25 protein-coding genes are annotated in these 24052 nt (G+C 66.7%); 11 read left to right on the top strand and 14 right to left on the bottom strand.

Features of this window, described 5'->3' with window-relative positions:
* On the top strand, positions 1 to 760 hold a 760-nt coding region (locus ACP696_RS12580), incomplete at its 5' end, for a transposase (protein WP_426043855.1).
* Positions 761 to 789: 29 nt separating this feature from the next.
* Here the strand turns inward: ACP696_RS12580 and pgsA are convergent.
* A complete protein-coding gene (gene pgsA / locus ACP696_RS12575; RefSeq protein WP_426014499.1) occupies positions 790 to 1407 on the bottom strand; it encodes a CDP-diacylglycerol--glycerol-3-phosphate 3-phosphatidyltransferase in 618 nt (205 codons plus the stop codon).
* Positions 1408 to 1488: 81 nt separating this feature from the next.
* Between pgsA and ACP696_RS12570 the strand changes: the two genes are divergently transcribed.
* The 3 genes from ACP696_RS12570 (at position 1489) to ACP696_RS12560 (ending at position 3559) form a co-directional block, all read left to right on the top strand.
* Positions 1489 to 1722, top strand: a complete 234-nt coding sequence (locus tag ACP696_RS12570) for a FitA-like ribbon-helix-helix domain-containing protein (protein WP_426014501.1) — start codon at positions 1489 to 1491, stop codon at positions 1720 to 1722.
* Positions 1719 to 2129, top strand: a complete 411-nt coding sequence (locus ACP696_RS12565) for a type II toxin-antitoxin system VapC family toxin (protein WP_426014504.1) — start codon at positions 1719 to 1721, stop codon at positions 2127 to 2129. Before ACP696_RS12570 ends, ACP696_RS12565 begins: the two co-directional genes overlap by 4 nt.
* Positions 2130 to 2284: 155 nt before the next feature.
* Positions 2285 to 3559, top strand: coding sequence for an MFS transporter (locus tag ACP696_RS12560; RefSeq protein WP_426043854.1), 1275 nt, complete (start codon positions 2285 to 2287; stop codon positions 3557 to 3559).
* Between the two features lie 142 nt (positions 3560 to 3701).
* On the opposite strand, the gene ACP696_RS12555 is transcribed toward ACP696_RS12560, so the two are convergent.
* The 3 genes from ACP696_RS12555 to ACP696_RS12545 all read right to left on the bottom strand — a co-directional run bounded on the left by ACP696_RS12555 (position 3702) and on the right by ACP696_RS12545 (position 6807).
* Positions 3702 to 4208, bottom strand: a complete 507-nt coding sequence (locus ACP696_RS12555; protein WP_426043853.1) for a DUF1993 domain-containing protein — start codon at positions 4206 to 4208, stop codon at positions 3702 to 3704.
* A gap of 78 nt (positions 4209 to 4286) precedes the next feature.
* Positions 4287 to 6212, bottom strand: coding sequence for an excinuclease ABC subunit UvrC (gene uvrC / locus ACP696_RS12550; protein ID WP_426031812.1), 1926 nt, complete (start codon positions 6210 to 6212; stop codon positions 4287 to 4289).
* Between the two features lie 292 nt (positions 6213 to 6504).
* On the bottom strand, positions 6505 to 6807 hold the full coding sequence (locus tag ACP696_RS12545) for an antitoxin (protein ID WP_426043852.1): 303 nt from the start codon (positions 6805 to 6807) through the stop codon (positions 6505 to 6507).
* A 59-nt stretch (positions 6808 to 6866) separates the two neighbouring features.
* On the opposite strand from ACP696_RS12545, the gene ACP696_RS12540 reads away from it, so the two are divergent.
* Positions 6867 to 7487: a TIGR02466 family protein gene (locus tag ACP696_RS12540; protein ID WP_426043851.1), complete on the top strand. Its 621-nt coding sequence runs from the start codon at positions 6867 to 6869 to the stop codon at positions 7485 to 7487.
* A gap of 7 nt (positions 7488 to 7494) precedes the next feature.
* Here ACP696_RS12540 and ACP696_RS12535 read toward each other — a convergent pair whose 3' ends face one another.
* Complete coding sequence (locus ACP696_RS12535; RefSeq protein WP_426043856.1) at positions 7495 to 8208, bottom strand: DUF998 domain-containing protein; 714 nt, start codon at positions 8206 to 8208, stop codon at positions 7495 to 7497.
* 77 nt (positions 8209 to 8285) lie between these two features.
* Entirely contained in the window at positions 8286 to 9944 is a 1659-nt protein-coding gene (locus ACP696_RS12530; RefSeq protein ID WP_426043850.1) for a M20/M25/M40 family metallo-hydrolase, read from the bottom strand.
* A 228-nt stretch (positions 9945 to 10172) separates the two neighbouring features.
* Between ACP696_RS12530 and ACP696_RS12525 the strand changes: the two genes are divergently transcribed.
* Entirely contained in the window at positions 10173 to 10394 is a 222-nt protein-coding gene (locus ACP696_RS12525; RefSeq protein ID WP_426014519.1) for a flagellar basal body rod C-terminal domain-containing protein, read from the top strand.
* Between the two features lie 209 nt (positions 10395 to 10603).
* Here ACP696_RS12525 and ACP696_RS12520 read toward each other — a convergent pair whose 3' ends face one another.
* On the bottom strand, positions 10604 to 11347 hold the full coding sequence (locus ACP696_RS12520) for an anti-sigma factor (protein ID WP_426043849.1): 744 nt from the start codon (positions 11345 to 11347) through the stop codon (positions 10604 to 10606).
* A gap of 136 nt (positions 11348 to 11483) precedes the next feature.
* On the opposite strand from ACP696_RS12520, the gene ACP696_RS12515 reads away from it, so the two are divergent.
* Positions 11484 to 11702: a hypothetical protein gene (locus ACP696_RS12515; RefSeq protein ID WP_426014523.1), complete on the top strand. Its 219-nt coding sequence runs from the start codon at positions 11484 to 11486 to the stop codon at positions 11700 to 11702.
* 191 nt (positions 11703 to 11893) lie between these two features.
* Here ACP696_RS12515 and rpoD read toward each other — a convergent pair whose 3' ends face one another.
* On the bottom strand, positions 11894 to 13843 hold the full coding sequence (gene rpoD, locus ACP696_RS12510; protein ID WP_426014524.1) for an RNA polymerase sigma factor RpoD: 1950 nt from the start codon (positions 13841 to 13843) through the stop codon (positions 11894 to 11896).
* 530 nt (positions 13844 to 14373) lie between these two features.
* Here rpoD and ACP696_RS12505 point away from each other — a divergent pair.
* On the top strand, positions 14374 to 14667 hold the full coding sequence (locus ACP696_RS12505; protein WP_426014527.1) for a GIY-YIG nuclease family protein: 294 nt from the start codon (positions 14374 to 14376) through the stop codon (positions 14665 to 14667).
* 61 nt (positions 14668 to 14728) lie between these two features.
* On the opposite strand, the gene dnaG is transcribed toward ACP696_RS12505, so the two are convergent.
* From dnaG to ACP696_RS12485, 4 genes are all read right to left on the bottom strand, one after another.
* The gene (dnaG, locus tag ACP696_RS12500) at positions 14729 to 16654 is read right to left on the bottom strand and encodes a DNA primase (protein WP_426043848.1); all 1926 of its coding nucleotides are present in this window, start codon (positions 16652 to 16654) and stop codon (positions 14729 to 14731) included.
* A gap of 227 nt (positions 16655 to 16881) precedes the next feature.
* Positions 16882 to 18594 carry an ATP-binding protein gene (locus ACP696_RS12495; RefSeq protein ID WP_426014531.1) on the bottom strand — a complete coding sequence of 571 codons (1713 nt, stop codon included), beginning with the start codon at positions 18592 to 18594 and terminating at the stop codon, positions 16882 to 16884.
* 251 nt (positions 18595 to 18845) lie between these two features.
* The gene (locus tag ACP696_RS12490) at positions 18846 to 19940 is read right to left on the bottom strand and encodes a Zn-dependent alcohol dehydrogenase (RefSeq protein WP_426043847.1); all 1095 of its coding nucleotides are present in this window, start codon (positions 19938 to 19940) and stop codon (positions 18846 to 18848) included.
* A gap of 134 nt (positions 19941 to 20074) precedes the next feature.
* Positions 20075 to 20542 carry a chemotaxis protein CheW gene (locus ACP696_RS12485; protein ID WP_426043846.1) on the bottom strand — a complete coding sequence of 156 codons (468 nt, stop codon included), beginning with the start codon at positions 20540 to 20542 and terminating at the stop codon, positions 20075 to 20077.
* A 197-nt stretch (positions 20543 to 20739) separates the two neighbouring features.
* On the opposite strand from ACP696_RS12485, the gene ACP696_RS12480 reads away from it, so the two are divergent.
* On the top strand, positions 20740 to 21288 hold the full coding sequence (locus ACP696_RS12480; protein WP_426043845.1) for a hypothetical protein: 549 nt from the start codon (positions 20740 to 20742) through the stop codon (positions 21286 to 21288).
* A gap of 104 nt (positions 21289 to 21392) precedes the next feature.
* Here ACP696_RS12480 and ACP696_RS12475 read toward each other — a convergent pair whose 3' ends face one another.
* Complete coding sequence (locus tag ACP696_RS12475; protein ID WP_426014538.1) at positions 21393 to 22187, bottom strand: inositol monophosphatase family protein; 795 nt, start codon at positions 22185 to 22187, stop codon at positions 21393 to 21395.
* A 266-nt stretch (positions 22188 to 22453) separates the two neighbouring features.
* On the opposite strand from ACP696_RS12475, the gene ACP696_RS12470 reads away from it, so the two are divergent.
* Positions 22454 to 22792, top strand: a complete 339-nt coding sequence (locus ACP696_RS12470; RefSeq protein WP_426014540.1) for an endonuclease domain-containing protein — start codon at positions 22454 to 22456, stop codon at positions 22790 to 22792.
* A 58-nt stretch (positions 22793 to 22850) separates the two neighbouring features.
* Here the strand turns inward: ACP696_RS12470 and thiE are convergent, their stop codons facing one another.
* Positions 22851 to 23495, bottom strand: a complete 645-nt coding sequence (gene thiE, locus ACP696_RS12465) for a thiamine phosphate synthase (protein ID WP_426043844.1) — start codon at positions 23493 to 23495, stop codon at positions 22851 to 22853.
* A gap of 259 nt (positions 23496 to 23754) precedes the next feature.
* Between thiE and ACP696_RS12460 the strand changes: the two genes are divergently transcribed.
* Positions 23755 to 23940, top strand: coding sequence for a (2Fe-2S)-binding protein (locus tag ACP696_RS12460; protein WP_426014544.1), 186 nt, complete (start codon positions 23755 to 23757; stop codon positions 23938 to 23940).
* Positions 23941 to 24052: the final 112 nt, after the last annotated feature.

The raw sequence follows: 24052 nt of genomic DNA, 5'->3' as shown, positions 1-24052 counted from the left end.
GGGCGACGGCGGCAAGCTGTTCTCCACCCTCGACGCCCTGGCCGAGGCCGGGCGGCAGGTCGTGAAACTGCCGGCCCGGGGCGGCCGCAAGGCGCGCGAGGCGACGCTGGCGGTGCGGCTGGCCCCCGTCGAGCTGGCGCGGCCGGCCAACCGTGGCGCGGGTTGCGCCCTGGCCGCCAGGGTGGCTGTCACGGTGGTCGACGCCCGCGAGGTCGACGCTCCGCAGGGCGAGCCGCCTTTGCACTGGCGGCTGATCACCACCGCGCCCGTCCAGACCGCCCAGGAGGCTTTCGCCGTGGTCGACCTCTATCGCCGCCGCTGGGCCATCGAGCAGTTGTTCCGGGCCCTTAAGACCGAGGGCTTCCACATCGAAGCCCTGCGCCAGGCCCACGATCTGCCCCGCCAGAAGCTGGTCACCCTGCTGTTGATCGCCGCCGTCATCGTCCAGCAACTGGTCCATGCCCGCGACCCGGTCCCAGGCCAGGTTCCCCGTCCCATCCTCGACGCCTTCGATCCCGGCGACATCCCGCTCATCGAGGCCTGCTGCGCCGAACTCGAAGGCAAGACCCAGCGCCAGAAAAACCCCCATCCCCCGAAAACCATGGCCTATGCCGCCTGGGTCTGCGCCCGACTGGGCGGCTGGACCGGCTACTACGGCAAGCCCGGCCCCATCGTCATGCTACGCGGTTGGCGCAGCCTCCAGGACCGCAAATGCGGCTGGACCCTGGCTAACTTACAGGCCGCCATCAGACATGTGTGAATCTGCTAGCCCACAGGGGGAGGTCCGCCCTAGACCAGCGCCTTCCTTGCCGCTTCCCAATATTGAGCCCCGGTGATCAGCGTCACCACGGCGGCGACCCAGAGCAGGCCGTGGACACCCATGGCCGTGTAGCCGAACAGCACCTTGTCGTCGGGCAGGTTGAAGGCGCTCCATGAGACGATGACGATCTCGCCGGCGATGGCCACCAGTTGCAGCGTGGTCTTCCACTTGGCCAGCAAGGTGACCGGCAGCTTGATTCCCTTGCCAGCGCTCACTTCGCGCAGGGCGCTGACGGCGAATTCGCGAAACAGGATCAAGCCGGCCGGCAAGATGACCAGCGGATTGGGGCCCAGGGCCATCAGGCCTAGCAAGCCGCCGCAGACCAGGATCTTGTCGCCGATCGGATCAAGGATCGCGCCCCAGATGCTGACCGCGTCCAGCTTGCGGGCCAGCCAGCCGTCGAAGAAGTCGGTGATGGCGGCGATCACGAACGCCCAAAACGCCCAGCGCTGCAGCGAATATTGCTGGGTCGTGCTCAGGCTATCGCCGATCCACGGCAGGCCGCCAGCGGCCGCGGCCAAGGCCACGAACATGAACAGGGCGATGACCAGGCGCGCCGAGGTCAGGATGTTGGGCAAGTTCTTCATGGTGGCGTTCTAACGCATGAGCGAGCGGAAGGGCTATGGGGAGCCGATTGCGCGTTATGATAGCAGATGATATCATTCGTCATGGCTCAGCTCTTGGTTCGCGAAGTGCCCCGTGACGTCGTCGAAGCGCTCAAGCGCCGGGCGGCCCTGAACGGTCGCAGCGCCGAAGCCGAGCATCGCTTGATTCTGGAGGCCGCGCTCAAGGCCGGCCGCGCCGCGTTTCGCGAACGCGCCGCCAGCCTTCGTGAAAAGACCGTCGGACGCATCGCGGGAGAATCCGCTGACCTGATCCGTGCCGACCGCGACGCTCGATGACCCTGGTCATCGACGCCTCCGTGGCGCTGAAATGGGTTCTGGATGAGCCAGGTCAGTCCGCCGCCGACGCCTTGCTGGAAGAAGACCTGATCGCGCCGTCGCTCTGGCTTTTGGAGGCGGCGAGCGCCTTGTGGCGGCGCGCGAGGCGGGGCGAGCTCCAAGCCGAGGAGGCCGCCGAGCATCTATCGGAATTGTTCAACGCGCCGGTGACCGCGATCCCGATCGAGGAAGATTTGCAAGCCGCTGCGGTGCTGGCTCAACGTCTGGGCCATGCCGTCTACGACTGTCTCTACCTGGCCTTGGCCGTGCGCGAGCGGACGCGGGTCGTCACGGCGGACCGCCGTTTCTGGACGGTGGTTCAGAAGGTCCCTGACCTGGCGTCCTACGTGCGCCTCCTCGAAAACTAAACTATTTCGGCATGGCCATGCCGCGTTGCGACGACAGCAAAGGACAGATCCCGCCAAGGCTGCTCGAAAAGGTGCGGTTTGGGGCGGTTTCTACCCAATCAGTTGACCTTGCGTTCTTATCGCGCTTAGCCCTCGCCGGCATCTAGGGAGACCCCATGGACGAGACCCAGCCACCCGGCGCCAATTCCTCTCGCCGCGTGCTGACCGCCAGCTTGGTCGGCACGGCGGTGGAGTTCTACGACTTCTACATCTACGCCACAGCCGCCTCGCTGGTGTTCGGCTCGCTGTTCTTCCCGTCCAAGTCGGCCAGCCTGCAGCAGATGGCGGCCTTCGCCAGCCTGGGCGTGGCGTTCCTGGCCCGGCCGATCGGCGCGGCGGTGTTCGGCCATTTCGGCGACCGGGTGGGACGCAAGTCGACCCTGGTGGCGTCGCTGATGTTGATGGGTGGCTCGACCCTGGCCATCGCCTTCTTGCCCACCTACGCCATGGCCGGCTGGCTGGCGCCCGTCCTGCTATGCCTGCTGCGGTTCGGACAGGGCTTTGGCCTGGGCGGCGAGTGGGGCGGGGCGGCCTTGCTCGCGGTCGAAAACGCGCCTCCGGGCTGGAGGGCGCGGTTCGGCATGTTCCCGCAGCTGGGCGCGCCGGTCGGCTTCATCGCGGCCAACGGATTGTTCCTGATCCTGGGCGTGATCCTGACGCCGCAGCAGTTCATGGCCTGGGGTTGGCGCCTGCCGTTCCTGGGCAGCGCCGCCCTGGTCGGGGTGGGGCTGTGGGTGCGGCTGAAATTGACCGAGACCCCCGCCTTCGCCGCCGCCATCGCCCACGAGGCGCCGCCGGCCGTGCCGCTGGGCGAACTGCTGCGCGACCACTGGCGGGTCACCCTGTGCGGAACCCTGGCGGCCATCTGCTGCTTCGCCGTCTACTACCTGATGACCGCCTTCGCGCTCGGCTACGGGGTCAACACCCTGGGCTACAGCCGCACCGCCATGCTGAGCGTGCAACTGGGGGCCATCCTGTTCATGGCCGCTGGCATCGTCGCGGCCGGCTACTGGGCCGACGCCAGCAGTCCGCGCCGGGTGCTGATGGCCGGCTGCGCCATGACCGTGGGGGTCGGGGCCCTGCTGCCGGCGATGCTGGGCTCCGGCTCGCTGCTGGTGATCTTCGCCTTCCTGGCCCTGGGCCTGCTGGTCATGGGCTTCGTCTATGGCCCGCTGGGGGCCTTCCTGCCCGACCTGTTTCCGGCGCGGGTGCGCTACACCGGGGCCTCGGCGGCGTTCAATCTCGGCGGCATATTGGGCGGCGGCCTGGCCCCGATGATCGCCCAGGCCCTGGCCGAGCGAGGCGGGCTAGCGCCGGTGGGGCTGTACCTGGCCGTCGCGGCGGCGTTGAGCTTCGGCGGGCTATGGGCGCTGAGGCCGAAGGCGGCGTAGAAGTCCTCCCCCTGCGGGAGAGATGTCGGCGAGGCCGACTGAGGGGGGAGTGATCGGATGTTCGCCAGGCCGGCGATCGGCTCCAAAACTCCCCCCACCGATCGCTGCGCGATCGCCTCCCCCATAGGGGGAGGACTTAAACCTATAGCCCGCCGAGATAGTCCAGCTTGCCGAGCGGCACGCCCTTGTGGCGCAGGATGCCGTAGGCAGTGGTGACGTGGAAGAAAACGTTGGGCAGCACGAAGCCCAAGGCGAAGTTCGTTGCCGTGAACGGAAACTCGCCATTGGGGAGCTTGAGCACCACTTGCGTCTCCTCCTTGCCGTCCATGGCCTCGCGCGGGGTGTTTTCCAGGAAGGCGATGGTGGCGGCGATTCGGGCCTGGAGCTCGTCGAAGGTGGTCTCGGTGTCGGCCATGGCCAGGTTCTCGACGCCGCCGATGCGGACGACGCAGCCCTTGGCGCTGTCGCTGGCCCGCTGGATCTGGCTGGCCAGGGCGCCCATGTCGGGGAACAGGCGAGCCTCGATCAGGTCCTTGGGGTCCAGACCCGTCTCCTTGGCGAAGGCCTCGCCCTTCTTCAGTATGGCCGAAAGGTTGCGCAGGGCGCGGACCAGCACGGGGACAGTCAGGTCATAGAGCGACGTGGACATGAGCAAGGCCTAAGCTTGGGTATGAGGATGGCTCATATGTGGGGACGCGGGGCGGGGAACCAAGCGGTGGGTGAGCCGCTAGCTCTTCCGGAAAAATGCGTGGATCCGCTCGGCCAGCGGCAGGCTGACCCCGTCCACCTTCACCAAATCCTCGACCCCGGCCCGACCCACGCCCTTGGCCGAGCCGAACGCATGCAGCAGGGCCTTTTTGCGCCCCGGACCGACCCCCTCGATCTCGTCGAGGGGGTTCTTCTTCAGGTCCATCGAGCGCCGCGTGCGGTGGGCGCCGATCGCGAAGCGGTGGGCCTCGTCGCGCAGGCGCTGCAGGTAGTAGAGCACCGGCGACTTGGGCTCGAGCATGAACGGCGTCTTGTCGGGCATGAAGAACCGCTCCAGCCCGGCGTCGCGGTCGGGCCCCTTGGCGACGCCGACCACGGCGATGTCATCGACGCCCAGGTCGGCCATCACCTCGATCGCCGCGTCCAGCTGGCCCTTGCCGCCGTCGACCAAGACGAGGTCGGGCCGGGCCGAGCTGTCGCCCTCGTCCTCTTCCTTGATCAGGCGGGCGAAGCGACGCTTTAGCACCTCCTTCATCATGCCGTAGTCGTCGCCGGGGGTCAGCTCGGTGCTCTTGATGTTGAACTTGCGGTACTGGCCCTTCATGAAGCCTTCGGGCCCGGCCACGATCATACCGCCCACGGCGTTGGTGCCCTGGATGTGGCTGTTGTCATAGACCTCGATCCGCTCGGGCGGACCGTCAAGGCCGAAGGCCTCGCAGACCCCGGCCAGCAGCTTGGTCTGGGCGCTGCCCTCGGCCATCTTCCGCCCCAGCGCTTCGCGCGCGTTGGTCAGGGCGTGTCCGACCAGGTCGGCCTTCTCGCCGCGCCTGGGAGTGGCGATCTCCACCTTGCGCCCGCTCTTCAGGCAGAAGGCCTCACTCAGCAGTTCGCGGTCGGCGGGCTCGAGGTTGGTCAGGATCAGGCGCGGGATCGGCTTGTCGTCGTAGAACTGGCCCAGGAAGGCGGTGAGGATGCGCTGGTCCTCGGTGGCGCTCTTTTCACCGTCTTCGGCGTCTTCCTCTTCTGCATTGCCGGTCACCCGCGGGAAATAGGCGCGGTTGCCCCAGTTCTGGCCGGCGCGGAAGAAGAACACCTGCACGCAGGCCTGGCCGCCCTCGACGTGCAGGGCCACGACGTCGGCCTCGTCCACGGTCTCGGGATTGATCTGGCTTTCGGCGGCCACCGCGGCCAAGGCCCGGATCCGGTCGCGCAGCCGGGCGGCGCGCTCGAACTCCATGTCCTCGGAGGCCTCTTCCATGGCCTTGGCCATGGTCGCCATCACCGCGCGAGACTTGCCGCGCAAGAACGCCTCGGCCTGGTCGACCAGGGCCTGGTAGTCATCCTTGCCGACCAGTCCCGTGCATGGCGCGGCGCAGCGCTTGATCTGATGCAGCATGCAGGGCCGCGAGCGGGTCTCGTAGACACTGTCGCTGCATGAGCGCAACAGGAAGGCCTTCTGCAGGGTGTTCAGCGTCCGGTTCACCGCCCACGCGCTGGCGAACGGCCCGAAATAGTCGCCCTTGATGGTGTGAGCCCCGCGATGCTTGCGCAACTGCGGCGCGTCATGATCGCGGCGGATCATGATCTCGGGAAAGCTCTTGTCGTCGCGCAGCAGCACGTTGAAGCGCGGCTTCAGCGACTTGATCAGGTTGATCTCGAGCAGCAGGGCGTCGGCCTCGCTGCGCGTGGTGACGAACACCATCGACCGCGTGGCGTCGACCATGTGGGCGATGCGGTTGGTGTGAAAGCGGCCCTGGGCGTACTGGATCACCCGCTTCTTCAGGCTCTTGGCCTTGCCGACATAGAGAACCTCGTCGTCCTCGCCGATCATCCGATACACCCCCGGCGCGTCGGGCAGGCGCGAGACCTCGTCCTTGATCAGGGCGGCGCCCTTCAGGGCGTTGGCGGGGGGAGGGGCGAAGGTGTCTTGGTCCACGGGGGACATATAGGTGAGTCTGGGGCAGTCAGCGACGTTCCAGGCTGTGGAAGACGCGGGCGATGGTTACGCGGTCCGCCACGATGCCATACCGCAAGACAGAGCCGGCCGAGCCGAAGGGCACGATAAGCTCGCGCAAGTCTCCTCGCACGCTAAGGCCACGTTCCGGAAATTTATTCAGGCTCGCAATCGCAGCGACTATTGGTTTGGCTCGCGCGCTTCGCTGTATCGGGCGAACGTCCAGCCAACCAGCGCCGCAGATACTGGATATCTCGGCGAGCAGCCGCCGAAATCTCGACCTTCATCGACCGGCGGTTCTAGGACGAGGCTCAGGCGGCGGCAGTTCGTTGTCGGTGTCCCATGAAGCCACCCAACGCTCAACGTCTTCCAGAGGAATGCCGCCATCTCGCTCGGTTTCGTCAACAATGCGCTGAATTTCGTCCCAATGCGCCGCGCTGTCGTTAAATCCTCGATCCTGGCTAAACATCAAATCAAGGCTGTCTACGGCCACGGCCTCAATACTTTGACCCGTCGCAGCGGCCCGAGCCTTCAGGCTCGCGGCAAGCGCCTCGTCAATCTTCAGGGTGATTTCGCCGTCGGCCATGGCGCGATCATCCGCCGATCGCGATTTGTCGTCAACGCGGCGGGGCGGTATGACGCCCCATGACCCTGCGCCCGCTCTTCGTCACCCACCTCTATGAGGGCAGCCTCGCCGCCGAAAAGGGGTTCGAGGCCTTCAACGCCGAGCTGGAAGACGCCTGCCGGGCGATTGCTTCCGAGGACCGGGCCGGCAAGGCCTGGGCCAAGGAAAAGGGCTATCCCGGCTACACCTCCTACGCCTCGCTGAATGACCTGCCGCAACGCGACAGCCTGTTCGCCGATCTCAAGAAGAAGCTCGACAAGCACGCCGTGGCGTTCGCCCGCGATCTGAACCTGGAGCTGGCCGGGGGGCGGCTGGTGATGGACAGCCTGTGGATCAATATCCTCAAGCCCGGCGGCGCCCATAGCAGCCACATCCATCCCCACAGCGTGCTGTCGGGCACGGTCTATGTGGCGACCCCGCCCGGCGCCTCGGCCCTGAAGCTGGAGGACCCGCGCCTGCCGCTGATGATGGCCGCGCCGACCCGCCAGGCCGACGCGCCGGAGGATCGCCAGACCTTCGTCTACGTCCAGCCCCAGCCGGGCGCGGTGCTGATGTGGGAAAGCTGGTTGCGCCACGAGGTGCCAGCCAACGCCGCCAAGCAAGAGCGGATCAGCATCAGCTTCAACTACGCTTGGAAGTAGTCGCGCGCTACGAGGCGGCGGAAGCGTAGTCCGGTTCCCCGGACGCTTCAGGCGGCTCGCCCATGTCGGTCGGCCGCGAGCGCCAGTGGCGGTCGAGGTTCCAGGACGCGATGGCCAGCCACAGCAGGCCCAGGAACGCGTGGCCGCGCTGCCAAAGGCCGACGTCCGAGCCGGTGCGCACGTTCCACACGCCGGTCAGCAGGGCCAGCACCAGCAGCAGGCCGAAGAACCAGCCCAGCGAGAAGTGGGCCAACCGGCGGTGCTGGGGCTTGCCCCACAGGGCCCAGGCGGTGAACAGCGGCGCGAACTGGATGGCCAGGCCCACGCCGCAGGCGCGGTGCATGGGATCGGGCCAGTGGAACAGGCCAGCAAACAGGGCGCCCAGGCCGGTCATCGCCACCCATAGCCCGGCGAAGGCCGAGACCTGGCGACGGCCGCCGGCGTCCTGCAGGGCGTGGGCGAAGCCGCCCCCCGCCGCCATGCCCGCCAGCCCAGCCACGACCATGCCCACATTGAAGATCGCCGGATTGGGCGCGGCCGGTCCGCCAAGCTCGCTGATGAACTGGGCCCCGGAATTGAAGCCCGGAAACAGCCGCTGGGCCAGCCAGACGTCGGCCACCATGACCGCCGGCGCGATCAGGCCGATCCTCAGCAGGCTTCCCACACTCAGCACGCGTCCCGTCTCCGGCTCATCCGCGGGTACAGATCGCGCCGCGGGCAGGCGGGGTCAAGGCGGCTGATGGGGTCAAGGCGAATGGGGACAGGCGCATGCGCCTGTCCCCAGCTGGGAGCTCGGCGCTACTTCTTGCCGAACAGGTTCCCGAAGAAGTCGCCCTTGTTCCAGGTCGGCCGGGCGGGCGCGTCGGCCAGTTCGCGGGCGATCTCGTAATTGACCAGGGCGAAGCGGGCGCCGGCCACATAGTCGATCGGCTGGCTCAGGTCGTCATTGGGCTTGTGATAGTGAGTGGCCAGGAACTCCTTGAAGCCCTTCTCGCCGCCGTTCTTGAAACCGGTCATCAGGAACACCGACGGCACGCCCTGCTCGACGAAGCGGTAGTGATCGCTGCGGGTAAACAGGCCTTCCTCCGGCAGCGGATCGGCCGACAGGCCGATGCCGACGCGGCCGGCGGCGCGGGCCACGGCCGGGCCGATCGACGAGCGGTTGGCGCCAAAGGCGATGACGTCCTGGAAGTCGTACAGCAGAACCGGCATGTCCAGATTGACGTCGGCGGCGATGCCGGCCTTGGGCACGGTCGGGTTGTTGGCGAAATATTCCGAGCCGATCAGGCCCTTCTCCTCGGCGGTCACCACCAGCAACACGATCGAGCGCTTGGGCTTGGTCCTGGCCTCCTTGAAGCCGCGCGCCACCTCCAGCAGGGTGGCCACGCCCGAGGCGTTGTCGAGCGCGCCATTATTGATCTTGTCGGCACCCTCGCCATGGATGCCCAGGTGGTCGAGGTGAGCGCTGAGGATGATGGTCTGGGCCTTCAGCGTTGGGTCCGTACCCTCGATCATGCCGACGACATTGCTGCTCTGACGCTTCTCGATCTCGGTTTTTAGAGCGACCGTCGCCTGGATTGGCAGGGCGAAACCCTTGACCAGGCCTTCGGGGGTCTCGGCGGTCGCCAGCACGGCGTCCAAGGCGACAGGCGCGCCGGCGAACAGCTTGGCCGCGCCCGCCAGGCTCAGATTGGCCAGGCTGGGGGCAGAGGCGCCGCGCACATAGGGAACATCCTGGGCGTCGCGCCAGGTCATCCGCCATTCCTGAAAGTTGGCCACGCCGCGCTGGAAGGGACGGCGCTTCTCACCGCCGGTGGTCGGCATGATCAGCACGCCGATCGCGCCGCGCTTGGCCGCCTCGGCCCGCTTGACGTTGGCGTTGCCGTAGTGGGCCCGTTCCTCGGTCTGGAAACCGCTGGGGGCGCCGCCCATCAGCACGACGATCTTGCCCTTGATGTCCAGCCCCGCATAGTCGTCGCGGCCGCGCTCGGGCGCGCTGATCCCATAGCCCACGAAGACCAGCGGCGCGGTCACCGACAGCTCGGCCTGGCGAGCCTGGGCCGACGGCAGATAATCCTCGGCGAACACCAGGGCGCCCGACTTGCCGTCGGCGCCGGTGAATGACACCCCGCCCTGCGAAGCGTTCCGATAGGCCGTCAGCGGCACGGGCTGCAGGTAGGAGCCATTCCCGCCCGCCGGCTTCACATGCATCAGGGCATATTGCGAGGCCACGTAGTTGGCGGCGATGTCGTAGCCCCGGGTGCCGGCCTCGCGGCCTTCCAGCAGGTCATCGGCCAGGAAGGACATGTGCGCCCGGATGGCGTCGGCCGAAGGCGTGAAGCCGGGCTTGGCGGCGGCCTTCGCGGCGGTCGCCCTACTAACGGGAGCAGCGAAAACGGGTTGGACGGTCAGCAGCAGGGCGACGCCGGCTAGGGCGGCGCGACGGGAGAACGGCATCAAGCAGGCTCCAAGGGCGGGGACGACCCGCGAAGGCGCGAACTTTGGCTACCGGCGCGCGGATTGTCGAGTTTTCCCAACCTGAACGTTTGAAATCTCTGAGAAACCGGCGTTGGGCAGGCCTCCTCATCGGGCCGCGCCCCTTAACCGTGTAATTTCACCCTCTTTGGTGAAGAGTGCTTAACCGGGCGGAGAGACACTGCGCGAGCAACTTGAGGGAAACGGTCCGTGCAGGTACTCGCCACCGCCGCCGCCGGCATGTTCGCCGCCGCCGATCGTCTCAGCGCCAGCGCCCAGCGCACGGCCGCCTCGAGCCTGGAAGGCAGCAAGGTCGATCTGGCGCACGAAGTCGTTGAACAGGTCTCGGCCAAGATCGACTTCAAGGCCAACGCCGCCGTCGCTAGAACCGCCAACGAGATGGCGGGCGCCCTCCTGGACATGAAGGTCTAGAGCATTTTTCGAGCGAAGTGGTTTCGGTTCGCGTGAAGAAAAATGCGTCAAAACAAAAGATTAGAGCTCACGGCCTGACGCAGTCAGGTCGGGAAATGCTCTAGGCTCGGGCGCGATCGACCGGCCACGAGCCGGTCCGAACCCACCCCGCATTCCCCCCTGCGCGGGTTCGGACCTGCCGCCCCCTGGCTTCGCCGGGGGGCGGCGCCTTATCTGGCTTTCCAGCCCGCCGCCTTGGCCCGGGCCTCGCCGGCGGCGTCCAGAGGTTGGCCGGCGATCAGCGCATCGACCGTTGGCCGCACGGCCCCCGGGCCGGCGAAGCTGACCACCCGCAACCGCCAGGTCGAGGCCTCGCGGCACGCCACCCCCGCTACCGGTGTCTGGCCCGAGGCCTGGAAGGTGCGGCAATAGAGCCCCGCCTTGTTCTTGAACGACAGGCCGATTTTCACGAGGGCTACCTGGCCCGGGGCTTGGCTATTCAGCGCCTTGACCAAGGGTCCGGCGGCGGTCGGTGGAATGTCCTGCGCGCCGCTCAGGGTCGGGGGCGAAGGCGCCGCCAGCCGGCCGATCGCCAGCCCCGCCACCAGGCAGCCGATCATCATCCAGTGCGACCCGCGCCCACCGGCCTCGGCCTTGGGCCTGGCGACCCTGGGCGAAGCCGACTTGGGGGTCGGCTTGGTCTTGGCCTTGGCTTGAGCGCCGGGGAAAGCGATGACTTCGGCCACCTTGGGCGCAGGGCCAGGACGGGGCGTCGTGGCGGCGGCCCGCTTTTGAGGTGACGTCGCGGCCGCGCCCATAGGGGATCCCGAGAGCAACCGACGCAAGGCGCGCTGCGTCTCGACCCGCAGCGCCAGTTGGGGATCGCCCTCCAGAGCCGCCTCGATACGCGCCATGGCCTCGGGCGGCAGTTCGCCATCGACAAAGGCGAATAGCTCCTCGTCCGGGACGGTCATGGCGGGCTCCTTGGTCGATCCTCTAGTTTGCAGCGCGGCGGACCTTAGCGCCAGACGGCATGTCGATCCGATGCGCAGGAAGGGAGAGAACCAGCCTGCTGGCGAGGCGTTCGATTTGGACAGCCAGGAGATTACCATGTCCCAGTCCGACCCGTCCGCCACCGGCCTTCCAAACGACGAGACCGAAACCCCACCCTCGATGACCCCGACCGACGCCAAGACCGATCCCGCCGAACGCGACGAAGAGGCCCGAAAGATCGACTCCGACGCCGGCCTGTCGTCGGTGGTCGAGCAGGGCGGTGCGGCGATCGCCGGCATCGGCTCGCGCAGCGACGACAAGCTGTTCAAGGACTGATCGCATCCGCCCATAGACACGAAAGGCCCCTCGGTCGATCCGAGGGGCCTTTGCTTTGTCTAGAGCATTTCCCGACCTGACTGCGTCAAGCCGTGAGCTCTAATCTTTTGTTTTGACGCATTTTTCTTCACGCGAACCGGAACCACTTCGCTCGAAAAATGCTCTAGAGATGCGCGCGCCGCGATGTGCGCCTAGCTGTCCAGGAACGACCGCAGCTTGCGCGACCGGCTCGGGTGCTTAAGCTTGCGCAGCGCTTTGGCCTCGATCTGCCGGATGCGTTCGCGGGTGACCGAGAACTGCTGGCCGACCTCTTCCAGGGTGTGGTCGGTGTTCATGCCGATGCCGAACCGCATCCGCAGCACGCGTTCCTCCCGCGGGGTCAGCGACGCGAGCACGCGCGTCGTTGTCTCGCGAAGATTGCTCTGGATGGCCGCGTCGATCGGCAGGATGGCGTTCTTGTCCTCGATGAAGTCGCCCAGGTGGCTGTCTTCCTCGTCGCCGATCGGCGTTTCGAGGCTGATCGGCTCCTTGGCGATCTTCAGGACCTTGCGGACCTTTTCCAGCGGCATGGCCAGCTTTTCGGCCAGCTCTTCGGGGGTCGGCTCGCGGCCGATCTCGTGCAGCATCTGGCGGCTGGTGCGGACGATCTTGTTGATCGTCTCGATCATGTGCACCGGGATGCGGATGGTCCGCGCCTGGTCGGCGATCGAGCGGGTGATCGCCTGACGGATCCACCAGGTGGCGTAGGTCGAGAACTTGTAGCCGCGGCGATATTCGAACTTATCGACGGCCTTCATCAGGCCGATATTGCCTTCCTGGATCAGGTCCAGGAACTGCAGGCCGCGGTTGGTGTACTTCTTGGCGATCGAGATGACGAGACGGAGGTTGGCTTCCACCATCTCCTTCTTGGCCTGACGGGCTTCGCGCTCGCCTTTCTGAACGGTCTGGACGATGCGGCGATAGTCGTCGATCGGCACGCCGGTCTCGGTGGCCAAGGCGGCGATTTCCTGACGGATGTCGCCGACCGAGTTGTTGTCGTTCTCGACGAACTTGGTCCAGCGCACGCCCATGGCCTTGACCTGCTCAACCCAGTTCGGGTTCAGCTCGGAGCCGAAATAGGCCTTCAGGAACTCGCTGCGGCTGATGCCATAGCTGTCGGCCAGGCGCAGCAGGCGACCTTCGAGACCGATCAGGCGCTTGTTGATCGCATAGAGCTGCTCGACCAGCGCCTCGATGCGGTTGTTGTTCAGCTTCAGCGTCTTCAGATGCTGGATGATCGTGGTCGACAGGCCTTCATAGGCCTTGCGGTCGGCGTCGCTGAGATCGGCGCCCTTCAGGCGGCTGCCGACCAGCTTGTCCTGCAGCTTGCGGAAGGTCTCGAACTCGCTGGCGATCGCATCCAGGATGGCCATCACGCCTTCGCGCAACTCGCCTTCCATGGCGCTGACCGTCGGGCCGGCGCCGTCGTCGAAATCGTCCTCGTCATCGTCACCCTCGGCCTTGGGAGCGTCGGGGTCGGACTCGGCCGGTTCGGCGGGCTCGGCGTCCTCGGCGGCAGGCGCGGCGGCCACGCCGTTGATCGCGGCGTAGGTGCCTTCCAGGTCGATCACTTCGCGCAGCAGGATGCGGCCGGTGCCGAGCTCCTCGCGCCAGACCATGATCGCCTCGAAGGTCAGGGCGCTTTCGCACAGACCGCGAATCATCGTGTCGCGGCCGGCCTCGATGCGCTTGGCGATGGCGATTTCGCCCTCGCGCGACAGCAGCTCGACGCTGCCCATCTCGCGCAGATACATCCGCACGGGATCGTCCGTACGGTCATAGGCCGCCGGCTTGTCGCTGGTGATGACCTGCTGGTTGTCCTCGCGGGCGACGACTTCGCCGCCTTCCGAGGTCTCGGCGTCCTCTTCGGCCTCGACCACGTTGACGCCCATCTCGCTCAACATGGCGAGGGTGTCTTCAATGGCCTCGGACGTCACTTCTTCCGACGGCAGAACCTTGTTCAGCTCGTCCATGGTGACGTAGCCGCGGGCCTTGGCCTGCTTGATGAACTTCTTTACGCCGGCATCGGTGAGGTCGAGCAGGGGACCATCGCCGCCACCGGATTCGGGGGGTTCGGCTCCATCAGTCGTCGTCGTGCTCATTCAAGTCTCCGAAACGGCGCGGCGCCTGGTTCGTGGCGCGCGCCGTGAAATGTCTAAATGGTGGGTCGCCTGCGCATCGCGCCCTGCCGTCCGTTCACGCTTCCAGCGCATCGCTGAAAAATTCTCAAGGAAAACACCTGACACGCGCCGAAGAGCCATGGCTGAACGCTCCGCGAGCTAGGCTCATTGCGGAGGCGCTGACTTCGGGCGTGATCAGCATCGACCTTCGAGAGGTTTCAGCAGCCACTGGGACCTGGCGGCGACGAGGGTGACATCCTGTTTCAAGGAGGGCGCGCACATGCAAATGGCGGCCCGAGCGATGTCAATCAGCAGCGTGGCAAATCCGTGAGTCGCCAGATGGCGTCGCATGACGCCGGAGTCAAGACGGGATAGGCGCACGCTCTTTGATGCCAGTCTTGATAATCCGCTCATCCCGGCGAGTGCCGGGACCCAGATCCATCCATGGCGCCTAAATCGAAACCCCCGTTTTTCTGCTTTCGCCAGTCATGAACGTGCGCGGATATACGAGCATGGCTTTCTATACCTACATCGTCGCCAGCCAGCGAAACGGCACGCTCTATATCGGTTCGACTGACGATTTGCTGCGCCGCATCGAGGAGCATCGGGATGAAAGCCGAGGGGGCTTCACGGCCAAATACGGCTGCGTCATGCTTGTTTGGTATGAGGTCTATGAGTCCCGCGACGAAGCATTTAAGCGTGAGCGCCGGATCAAGGAATGGCGCCGATCCTGGAAGCTGATGCTGATCGAAGAAGCCAATCCAGATTGGCGGGACCTGTTTGTCGGATTGAATTTGAACGCCTAATTGCGCGGCGCTCAGGATGTATCTGGGTCCCGGCATTCGCCGGGATGAGCGGATCATCAATCTACGTGATCGGCAGCACCGTCACCGGCGCTTCCCAGAACTCCAGCCCGCTGATCCGCCGCTCCAGCACCCCGATCCGCACCCGCAGGTCGCGGGTCGCCGTCAGGGTCTCGGCGGTGACGGCTTCGCGGCGGAGGGACCCCAGCGCGCGCTCGCTGTCGCCGATCTCGACCAAGGCCTCGTAGCAGGCAGACCACAGGGCCTTGGCGCGGTGGGGCTCCATCTTGGGATCGAGGAAGGGCGCGCTGATGGCGGCGGCCACGCGCTCGACCTCGGCGACCTGCTCGCCCAGGCCCTTGCGCGTCAAGATGTCGCGGAAGGCGACGTCGTCGCTGATATCGTCGGACAGGGCGTCGAACAGTTCGGCCGCCAGGGGCGCGAGGCGGGGATCGCCAAAGCCGATGCGCTCGATGGCCTCGTCATAGGAGCGCGCCCAGGCGGGATGGTCGAGGGCGGCGATGGCCACGGCGGCGTGGAAGGGCTTGAGCCGCGTGCCGATCTCGGCCCGAGCAACGCCCCGGATGCCCGGATCGGGCGGCGCGCGATCCTTGCCGCCCTTCCACTGGGCGCGCGGGACCCAAGGACGGCCCTCGCCGCCGCCACTCTGGCCGCCGCCATAGCCCGGCTTGGGGAACAGGGCGTCCAGCCGGGCATAGAGGTCGTCGCGATAGGCCGCCGCCAGGTCCTTGTCAGCGATCGTGCCGGCCGCGGCCCGCAGCCGCTGCTTGAAGCCCGCCTTGCGCTCGGGGGTGTCCAGAGGCTCCAGGTCACGTTCGCGGTCGAACAAGGCCTGGACGAAGGGGGTGGTCGCCGTCATCTGGCTCTTCAGCGCCGCCGCGCCCTGTTCGCGCAGGACGTCGTCGGGATCCTTGCCGCCGGTCACCATAGAGAACTTGAACGACCGGCCGGGCTTGAGCAGCGGCAGGGCGCGGTCGATGGCCCGGCTGGCGGCGCGCTGGCCGGCCTTGTCGCCATCGAAGCTGAGGGTGGGTTCGGGATGCAGGCGCCACAGCACCTCCATCTGCTCCTCGGTCATGGCCGTGCCCATGGGCGCCACGGCCGGCAGGCCCGCCCGCTGGCAGGCGATGACGTCCATATAGCCCTCGACCACCATCAGCGGCGTCTGCTCGACGCCCTTTTCGGGACCGGCGGCGGCCTGGGCGGCGTGCAGCAGCTTGCGGGCCTCGTACAGGCCATACAGCAGCCGGCCCTTGTGGAAGAGCGTGGTCTCGGGGCCGTTCAGATATTTGGCGCGGGCGGCGGGATCCATGGCCCGGCCGCCGAACGACACCACCCGGCCCCGGGTGTCGGTGATCGGAAAGATGATCCGGTCGCGGAACCGGTCATAGGGCGCGCCGCCGTCCTCGGGCGCGATCAGCAGGCCGGCCTCGACCAGTTCGCCCGGCGAAGCGCCCTTGGCGATCAGATAGTCCTTCAGCGCGGTTCGCCCGGAGGGTGAAAAGCCCAAACGAAAAGGGCTCCACTGGTCCTGCGGCAAGGCGCGGCGGACCAGGTAGTCGCGGGCCGCCTGGCCGACGGGACGGCGTAGCTCGCTCTCGAACCAGGCTGCGGCCAGGTCCATCCAGTCGGTCAGGGTGGCGCGTTTCTTGTCTTCTTGCGCGGCGCGAGCGTCCGGCTCGGGCAGGGCCATGCCGGCCTCGGCCGCCAACCGCTCGACCGCCTCGGTGAAGGTCAGCCGCTCGGTTTCCTGCAGGAAACTGATGATGTCGCCATGCTTGCCGCTGGAGAAGCAGTGGTAGAAGCCCTTGTCGTCATTGACGAAGAACGACGGGCTCTTTTCCTTGGTGAACGGCGACAGCCCCGCATATTCGCGCCCCTGCCGCCGCAGCTTCACCGATTTTCCGATCACGTCGGAAGGGCGAAGGCGGTTCTTCAGTTCGTCCAGGAAGTGGTCGTCGAAACGCATGGCGGGTAGCGGTCAACATAGGCGGAACCGATGATTTTCGCACGCGGCATGATCGGTTCGTCCAGAGTTCGATTGGGACGCTGTGGATATCTCCGATCCACTCATCCCGGCGAATGCCCGGACCCAGATGGAATGGCGATGGGGCTGACGACAATGGCGCCGCGCCTCTCCAATCATCCTCAGCGACCTTGGATCTGGGTCTCGGCATTCGCCGGGCTGAGCGGTATTTACGAGGCCTTGGCCAAGAGTTCTCGTCGCGGCGCATGGCACCACTCCGCCACGGCCCGCATCAGCAGAGCCGGCTGGATCGGCTTGTGCTGCACGTCGTCGAAGCCCAGGCCCATCAGGCGCTCGGCCTCGCCCGACATGCCGTCGGCGGTCAGAGCGATGACCGGGATGTCGTCGCGGCCGCCTTCGCCGGCCCGGATGCGGGCCAGGGCCTCGACGCCGTCCATCGTCGGCATGTGGAGGTCCATCAAGACCAGGTCGAAGTCCTCGGCGGCCAGGCGGTCCAGGCCGTGGCGGCCGTCATCGGCCAGGCTGACCACGGCGCCGACCGCTTCCAGCAGGGCCTTGGCGACGATCTGGTTCACCTGGTTGTCGTCGACCACCAGGATACGCCGGCCTTCCAGCCCGGCGCCGCGGGCGACCGGCAGAACGGCGACGGGAGCTGCCGCCTGGGCCAGCGGCAAGGTCACCCGGAAAGTCGAGCCGAGGTCGGACCGGCTGGTCGCCGAAATCCGTCCGCCCATCAGCGTCACCAAGTGGTGGCAGATCGACAGGCCCAGGCCCGAACCACCGAACCGGCGCGTGGTCGAGGCCTCGCCCTGGGCGAAGGGTTGGAACAGCCGGGCCAGTTGCTCGGGCGACATGCCGATGCCGGTGTCGGCGACCACGATCTCGACGCCGCCGCCTTCAGCGCAAGCGATGCCGATGCGGACGCCGCCCTCCAGGGTGAACTTCAGGGCGTTGGAGATCAGGTTCAACAGCACCTGGCGCACGCGGGCCGCGTCGCCGGCCAGCCAGGCCGGCGTGTCGGGCGCGATGTCGAGCACCAGGTCGACGCCCTTGGCGCGGGCCGTCTCGACCCACAGGCGGTGAAGTTGACGGCCCAGTTCGGCGACGTCAAAGCTGGCGGTTTCCAGCTCCAGCTTGCCGGCCTCGATTTTCGACAGGTCGAGAATGTCGTTGAGGATGGTCATCAGTCCGTCTCCGGACTGGACGATGGTGTCGAGATAGTCGGTCTGGCGGTGGTCCAGCCGGGTCGCGGCCAGGGCGTGGGCCATGCCTATCACCCCGTTCATCGGCGTGCGCAGCTCGTGGCTCATCATCGCCAGGAAGGCTGACTTGGCCAGGTTGGCGGCCTGCGCCTGCGCCTTGGCCTCCTCAAGGGCGTGAGCGTTGGCGCGCATCAGCCGCGCGGCGTTGCTCAGATAGGCGCCCAGGCCGAGCAGGACGGTGATCGCGAAGATCATCTCCCAGCCGCGAAAGCCGCCGAACACGATCGGCGCGATGATCAGGGCGGCCACCGGGAAGGGCGCCAGCGCGACGAAGGCGGCGCGGCTGAGCACGGCGTATTTCAGGGCTTCGAGCAGCAGGCCAAACAGGATCAGCAGGCCGGCGAACTTCATGGCCGGCGAACCGTTGATCCAGGTCAGGGCGGCCATCATCGACCAGGCCCCGCTGAACGCCGCCACCGTGCCCAGCCGCACCAGGGGCGAGGGGTAGCGGTTCTTGCCGGCCCGGACCTGATGGAACAGCAGCCAGGCCTCGAGCGCCACATTGACCGCGAACCAGCCGCCAGCCGCCTTCCAGCCGAAATTGGCCAGCAGCAAGCCGTCGATCATCAGGCTGACGCAGATGCGGACCACCCGGCTCCGCCGGCCCATAACCAACAGCGCGCCTTCCAACCCGTCGTCGAGAAACTCGCTCAACTTCACTCTACTGCCCCATCGCAACGTGTGGTGGTGCGACATTATGCGCAGGCAGAGTTCAAGAAAGCGTTGCCTTTGGGGAACGTGGTCCTTCTCCCCCTTGCGGGAGAAGGTGGCCCGCGCAGCGGGTCAGATGAGGGGTCTACCAGACGGCGCCATCGCGTTCAGTCATGCCACCATCGCGGCTGACAGGGCTTTCGACCCCTCATCCGTTGGCCTTTGGACGCCACCTTACTCCCGCAAGGGGAGAAGGAATATCAGTCGAACACGATCACCGAGCGCGCCAGTTCACCGCGCTTCAGCTCGTCGAAGGCCGAGTTGACGTCTTCCAGCTTGATGCGGCGCGAGATCAGTTCGTCCAGCTTCAGCTTGCCGGCCATGTAGGCGTCGACCAGGCGGGGCATGTCGACCGGGAAGCGGTTGCTGCCCATGAAGCTGCCCTGGATCTTGCGCTCGCCCAGGAAGTCGGCGCCGTGCAGCTCGATCATGGTGCCGACCGGGATCATGCCGATGATGTTGGCCGTGCCGCCCCGGCGCAGCATCTTGAACGACTGCTCGGCGGTGGCCTTCAGGCCGATGGCCTCGAAGCTGTGGTGCACGCCGCCGCCGGTCAGGTCCTGAACCTGCTTTACCGCGTCGCCGTCATTGGCGTTGATGACGTCGGTGGCCCCGAACGTCTTGGCCAGTTCCAGCTTGTGGGGCACGCGGTCGATGGCGATGATCCGCCCCGCGCCGGCGATCGCCGCGCCGTTGATGGTGGCCAGGCCGACCCCGCCGCAGCCGATCACCGCCACGGTCTCGCCGGGCCGGACGCTGGAGGTGTGGATCACCGCGCCCACCCCGGTCATCACCGAACAGCCGATCAGGGCGGCGCGGTCAAAGGGCATGTCCTTGCGGATGGCGACGCAGGCGTGCTCGTGCACCAGCATCATCTCGGCGAAGGACGACAGGTTCAGGAACTGGGCCATCTTGCTGGGACCGGCCAGGTCTTCCTTGAACAGTCGGGGCTCGTCGCCCTTGGCGCGCTTGGTCTCGGGGCTGATGCACAGGTTCATGTGGCCGGTCAGGCAAACCTCGCAGTGGCCGCAATAGGGATTGAGGCAGGTGATCACATGGTCGCCCACCTTGACGGTGCGAACCTCGGAGCCCACCGCCTCGACGATCCCGGCGCTCTCGTGACCCAGCACGGCGGGCAGGGGATGGGGATAGGAGCCTTCGATGAAGTGCAGGTCGGAATGGCAGACCCCGGCGGCCTTGGTGCGGATCAGCACCTCATGCGGACCTGGCTTGCCAATCGAGACGTCCTCGATCTGGAGCGGCTGACCTACTTCGCGCAGAACGGCGGCCTTCATCGGCGATCTCCCTATTTGTTGCGGGAGACCCTAGCGGGAGGCGTGGGGGAGAAGGAAGGGGCTATTGAAACAAATGTTTGGAGGCCGGGGCAGGGCTGGGGACAGGCGCATGCGCCTGTCCCCAATCGTGGTCCCTAAGCCGCTAGCGCCACCTTGCGTTCGGGCAGGATGGCGTCGACGGCCAGCAGCACCACCATGCTGGTCTCCGTCGTGATCACGGCGGCGACCAGGGGCGAGGCCTCCTCGCCGAGCGGCGGGGGCGGACTGATGGCGCTGGCCGAGACGATGAAGCTGTCGCAGACCGCGTCGACCAGCAGGCCGGCGACATCGTCGTGATGCTCGACCACGATGATCACCTGGCGGGCGCTGTCTTGCGCGATACCCTTGCCGAGGCGTTCCGACAGGTCGATGACCGGCATGACCTGGCCGCGCAGATTGATGACGCCGCGCACATAGGGCGGCGCGTCGGGCAGGGGGGTGGCGGGGGTGACGCCGCGGATCTCGCGGACCGCGCCCACGGGCACGCAATAGGTCTGGGTCCCGACTTCGAACGACAGGATCTGCAGATCCTCGCCGGCCGTGTAAGCCACGTTCCTGGACATCGCCTGGTCGCCTTCGAGCCATCGGCGCCCGTTCTGGGCGCCGTCGTAACCCGCACCTTCGCGCGCAAAGGTGAACAAATCGGACGCTTTTCGAAGCTGACGCCCCCGTTCAGCCTGCGTTCAGCCATCGGGCCTGAAGATCGATCTCAAGATGGAGACGGCCGTTCGGACCGCCTTTCCAGAAAGGACACAGCGTCATGAACCGCAATCTCAAGACCACGATTGGCCGTGTCGCAGCGGGCGTCGCGGCCTTGGCCATGGTCGCCGGCGCGACCGCCGCCTCGGCTCAGTCCTACCGCTATGGCGGCAATGGCGGCTATGGCGGCGGCTATGGCGGTGGCTACGCCGGCCGGAGTCATCACGGCAACGACGCCGGCGTCGCGATCGCCGGTGGCATCATCGGCCTGGCGCTTGGCGCAGCCATCGCTGGCAGCAGTAGCAACAACCACTACGGCCGGGGTTACGCCTACGCCCAGCCGCGCCAGTCGCCGCGCTATTATAACGGCTATGGCTACGCCCAGCCCTACGGCTACGCCCAACCCAACGGCTATGCCCAATCCTACGGCTACGCCCAACCCAACGGCTATGCCCAGTCCTACGGCTACGCCCAGCCCAACGGCTATGCCCAATCCTACGGCTACGCCCAACCCTATGGCTACACCGAGAGCCAGGACCGCGACTGCTGGACGACCCGCGACTACGACCGCTATCGCGGCACGATGTACGAGCGGACCGTCTGCCGCTAAGACGCGACAGGCGTAATACAGAAGCGCCCCGGGTGAGAGCCCGGGGCGTTTTTGTGTCTAAACCGTCTCCCCGGCGAAGGCCTGGGAGACGGTGAGGGAGCAGCTTAAGCCGCCTGCAGCTTTTCCAGCACCAGTCCGTGCAGTTCCTGGTTGGTGGCCAGGATCGAGACACCGTCCACCGGGTTGCCGCCGTCGTCGATGGTCGAGACCTTGCCGCCGCTCTCGGTGACCATCAGCACGCCGGCCGCCACGTCCCAGGGCTTGAGATTGCGTTCCCAGAAGCCGTCGAAGCGCCCGGCCGCGACCCAGGCCAGATCCAGCGAGGCCGCGCCGAAACGACGCACGCCGGCCACCTTCTGGCTGATCTGGTGCAACTCCTTGAGGAACTGGGCGTGGCCGGGCTTGCCCAGGAACGGCACGCCGGTGGCCAGCACGCTCTCGTCCAGGTGACGCCGGGCGGCGACGCGCAGGCGCTTCTCGGCGCCCAGATAGGCGCCCTTGCCCTTTTCGACCCAGAACAGGTCGTGGGTGATGGGGTTGTAGGTGACGCCGGCCACCACCTCGCCCTCGCGCTGCAGGGCGATATTGACCGCGAAATGGGGGATGCCATGCAGGAAGTTGGTGGTGCCGTCCAGCGGGTCGACAACCCAGGTGTGGGTCTTGTCGGTGCCCTCGACCATGCCGCGCTCCTCGCCCAGGAAGCTGTAGCCGGGGCGAGCCTTTTCGAGAATCTCGAAGATCACCTGCTCGGCCTTCTGGTCGGCGGCGGTCACGAAGTCGGCGGGACCCTTCTTGGAAACCTGCAATTCGGTGACCTCGCCGAAGTCGCGGGCCAAGCCGCGGGCCGCCTTGCGAGCGGCGTCGATCATCACGTTCAGGAGGGCGGAAGCGGTGGCCAAGACGGAAATCCTCAAGGGTCCCCCTGCGCAGCGTCATGGAGGTGACGGCGGGGGACAGGCATGCGGGCGGATAGAAAGATCGAGAAACTGGGCGCGATACCTAGGCGCGGAGCCGCGTGAAAGCAAGGCGACCTCGGAAACCCTCTCCCGGAGGAGAGAGTGAGGGACCCGCCACGAGGTGGTGGGAGGGTGAGGGGTTACGCCGCCGAAAGTGAAACCCCGGTTACTTTGCTTGCCACGGTCATGAGCCAAGCCAAGCTCGCGCCATGGATCCAATCGCCAACGCTCTCCGCCTGCGCCGAAACCAAACCATGGCCGAGGAAAAGCTGTGGCCCATCGTTCGCGGTCGCCGCCTCGAGGGTTACAAGTTTCGCCGCCAGGTTCCAATTGATCGCTACTTCGCCGACTTCGTGTGTGTGGACGCGCATCTGATCGTCGAACTCGACGGCCCAACCCACGAGGGTCGGGAAGATTATGACGCCCAACGAACCGAAGTGCTGCAGCGCTGCGGGTATCGCGTCCTGCGGTTTGGCAACGAAACTGTGCTGGCCGACCCTGGTGGCGTGGCCGAGGCCATTGGCGCGGCGCTCCGGCTGACGGTGTGACCCCTCACCCTCCCACGCTTCGCGCGGGCCCCTCCTTCTCCCCTCCGGGAGAGGGCTTTTAACCGCGCGCCGCCAGCCCTTCCGCGATCGCCGCGTTCAGCGCCGCGACGCCGGCAGCCGGGCCGCCGACATGCTTCCACACCCCTGCGGAGACGGCCAGGAAGTCTGCCCCCGCCGTGGCCAGCGGGGCGGCGTTTTCCGGCGTGACGCCGCCGATCGCCACCGAGGGGACCTCCATGGTCTCCTGCCAGATCGACAGGATCTCGAGATCGGCCGTGGTGAGCGCGTCCTTGGTGGTGGTCGGGAAGAAGGCCCCGAAGGCGACGTAGTCGGCGCCGGCCTCGGCGGCCTCCATGGCCAGATGACGGCTGTCATGGCAGGTGACGCCGATCATCGCGCCCTGGCCCATCAGCTTGCGGGCCTGGGCGAGGGGCATGTCGTCCTGGCCGATGTGGACGCCATCGCAGCGGGTCTGGGCGGCGAGGTCGGGGCGGTCGTTGAGGATCACCGCCGCGTCGTGGGCGCGGGCGATCGGCGACAGAGCCTCGACGGCCGCCGCGATCGCCTCGTCCGACGCATCCTTCAGCCGGATCTGCAAGGCGGCCACGTCGCCGCCGTCCAGGGCCTCGGCGAGGGTCCGCGCGAAGGCGGCCAGGTCGTCGAGGGTCGGCGGGGTGATCAAATAGAGGCGGCAGTCGGTCATGGGGCTGGATTACGCCGATTTGACGCATCGGGCGAGGGCTGGATCAAGTCCTGTCTCCTGTGGGGGAGGCGGCCGAAGGCCGGTGGGGGGAGTGTTGGGATCGTCGATCCTGGTGCGGCTGGCTGCCGACCACTCCCCCTCCGTCGGCTTCGCCCACACCTGTCCCACAGGGGGAGGATTTGTCGCACTGCGAGTCAGTTGCAAAATCTCCATGCCTCCGCTACATGAGAATGACAATCATTCGGCGGGAACGACTTCCTTGTACGTCTGCAACTGTAACGGCATCCGCGAGCGCGACGTGCGCGCCGCCATCGACGCTGGCGCCACCCGCCCGGCGGAGGTTTTTCGTCACAAGGGCTGCCAGGCCCAGTGCGCCAAGTGCGTGTGCGAAATGCGCCAGATGATCCAGGACAACCAACAAGCCCTGGCCTACGCCGCCGAATAGGCGACCGTGAAACCGTCTCACGCTTTTCCGTGAGGCTGAGATACACTTGCAGACATAGCGGTTGAAGCCGTCCGAGCGATGGATCACGGTCGCCTCGACTTTCGAATCTGAG

It is taken from the genome of Caulobacter sp. DWR3-1-2 (genome assembly GCF_049896225.1).
Classification (GTDB): domain Bacteria; phylum Pseudomonadota; class Alphaproteobacteria; order Caulobacterales; family Caulobacteraceae; genus Caulobacter.
The sequence above is the reverse complement of the archived record's forward strand: the minus strand, read 5'-3'. Positions and strand labels throughout refer to the sequence as shown.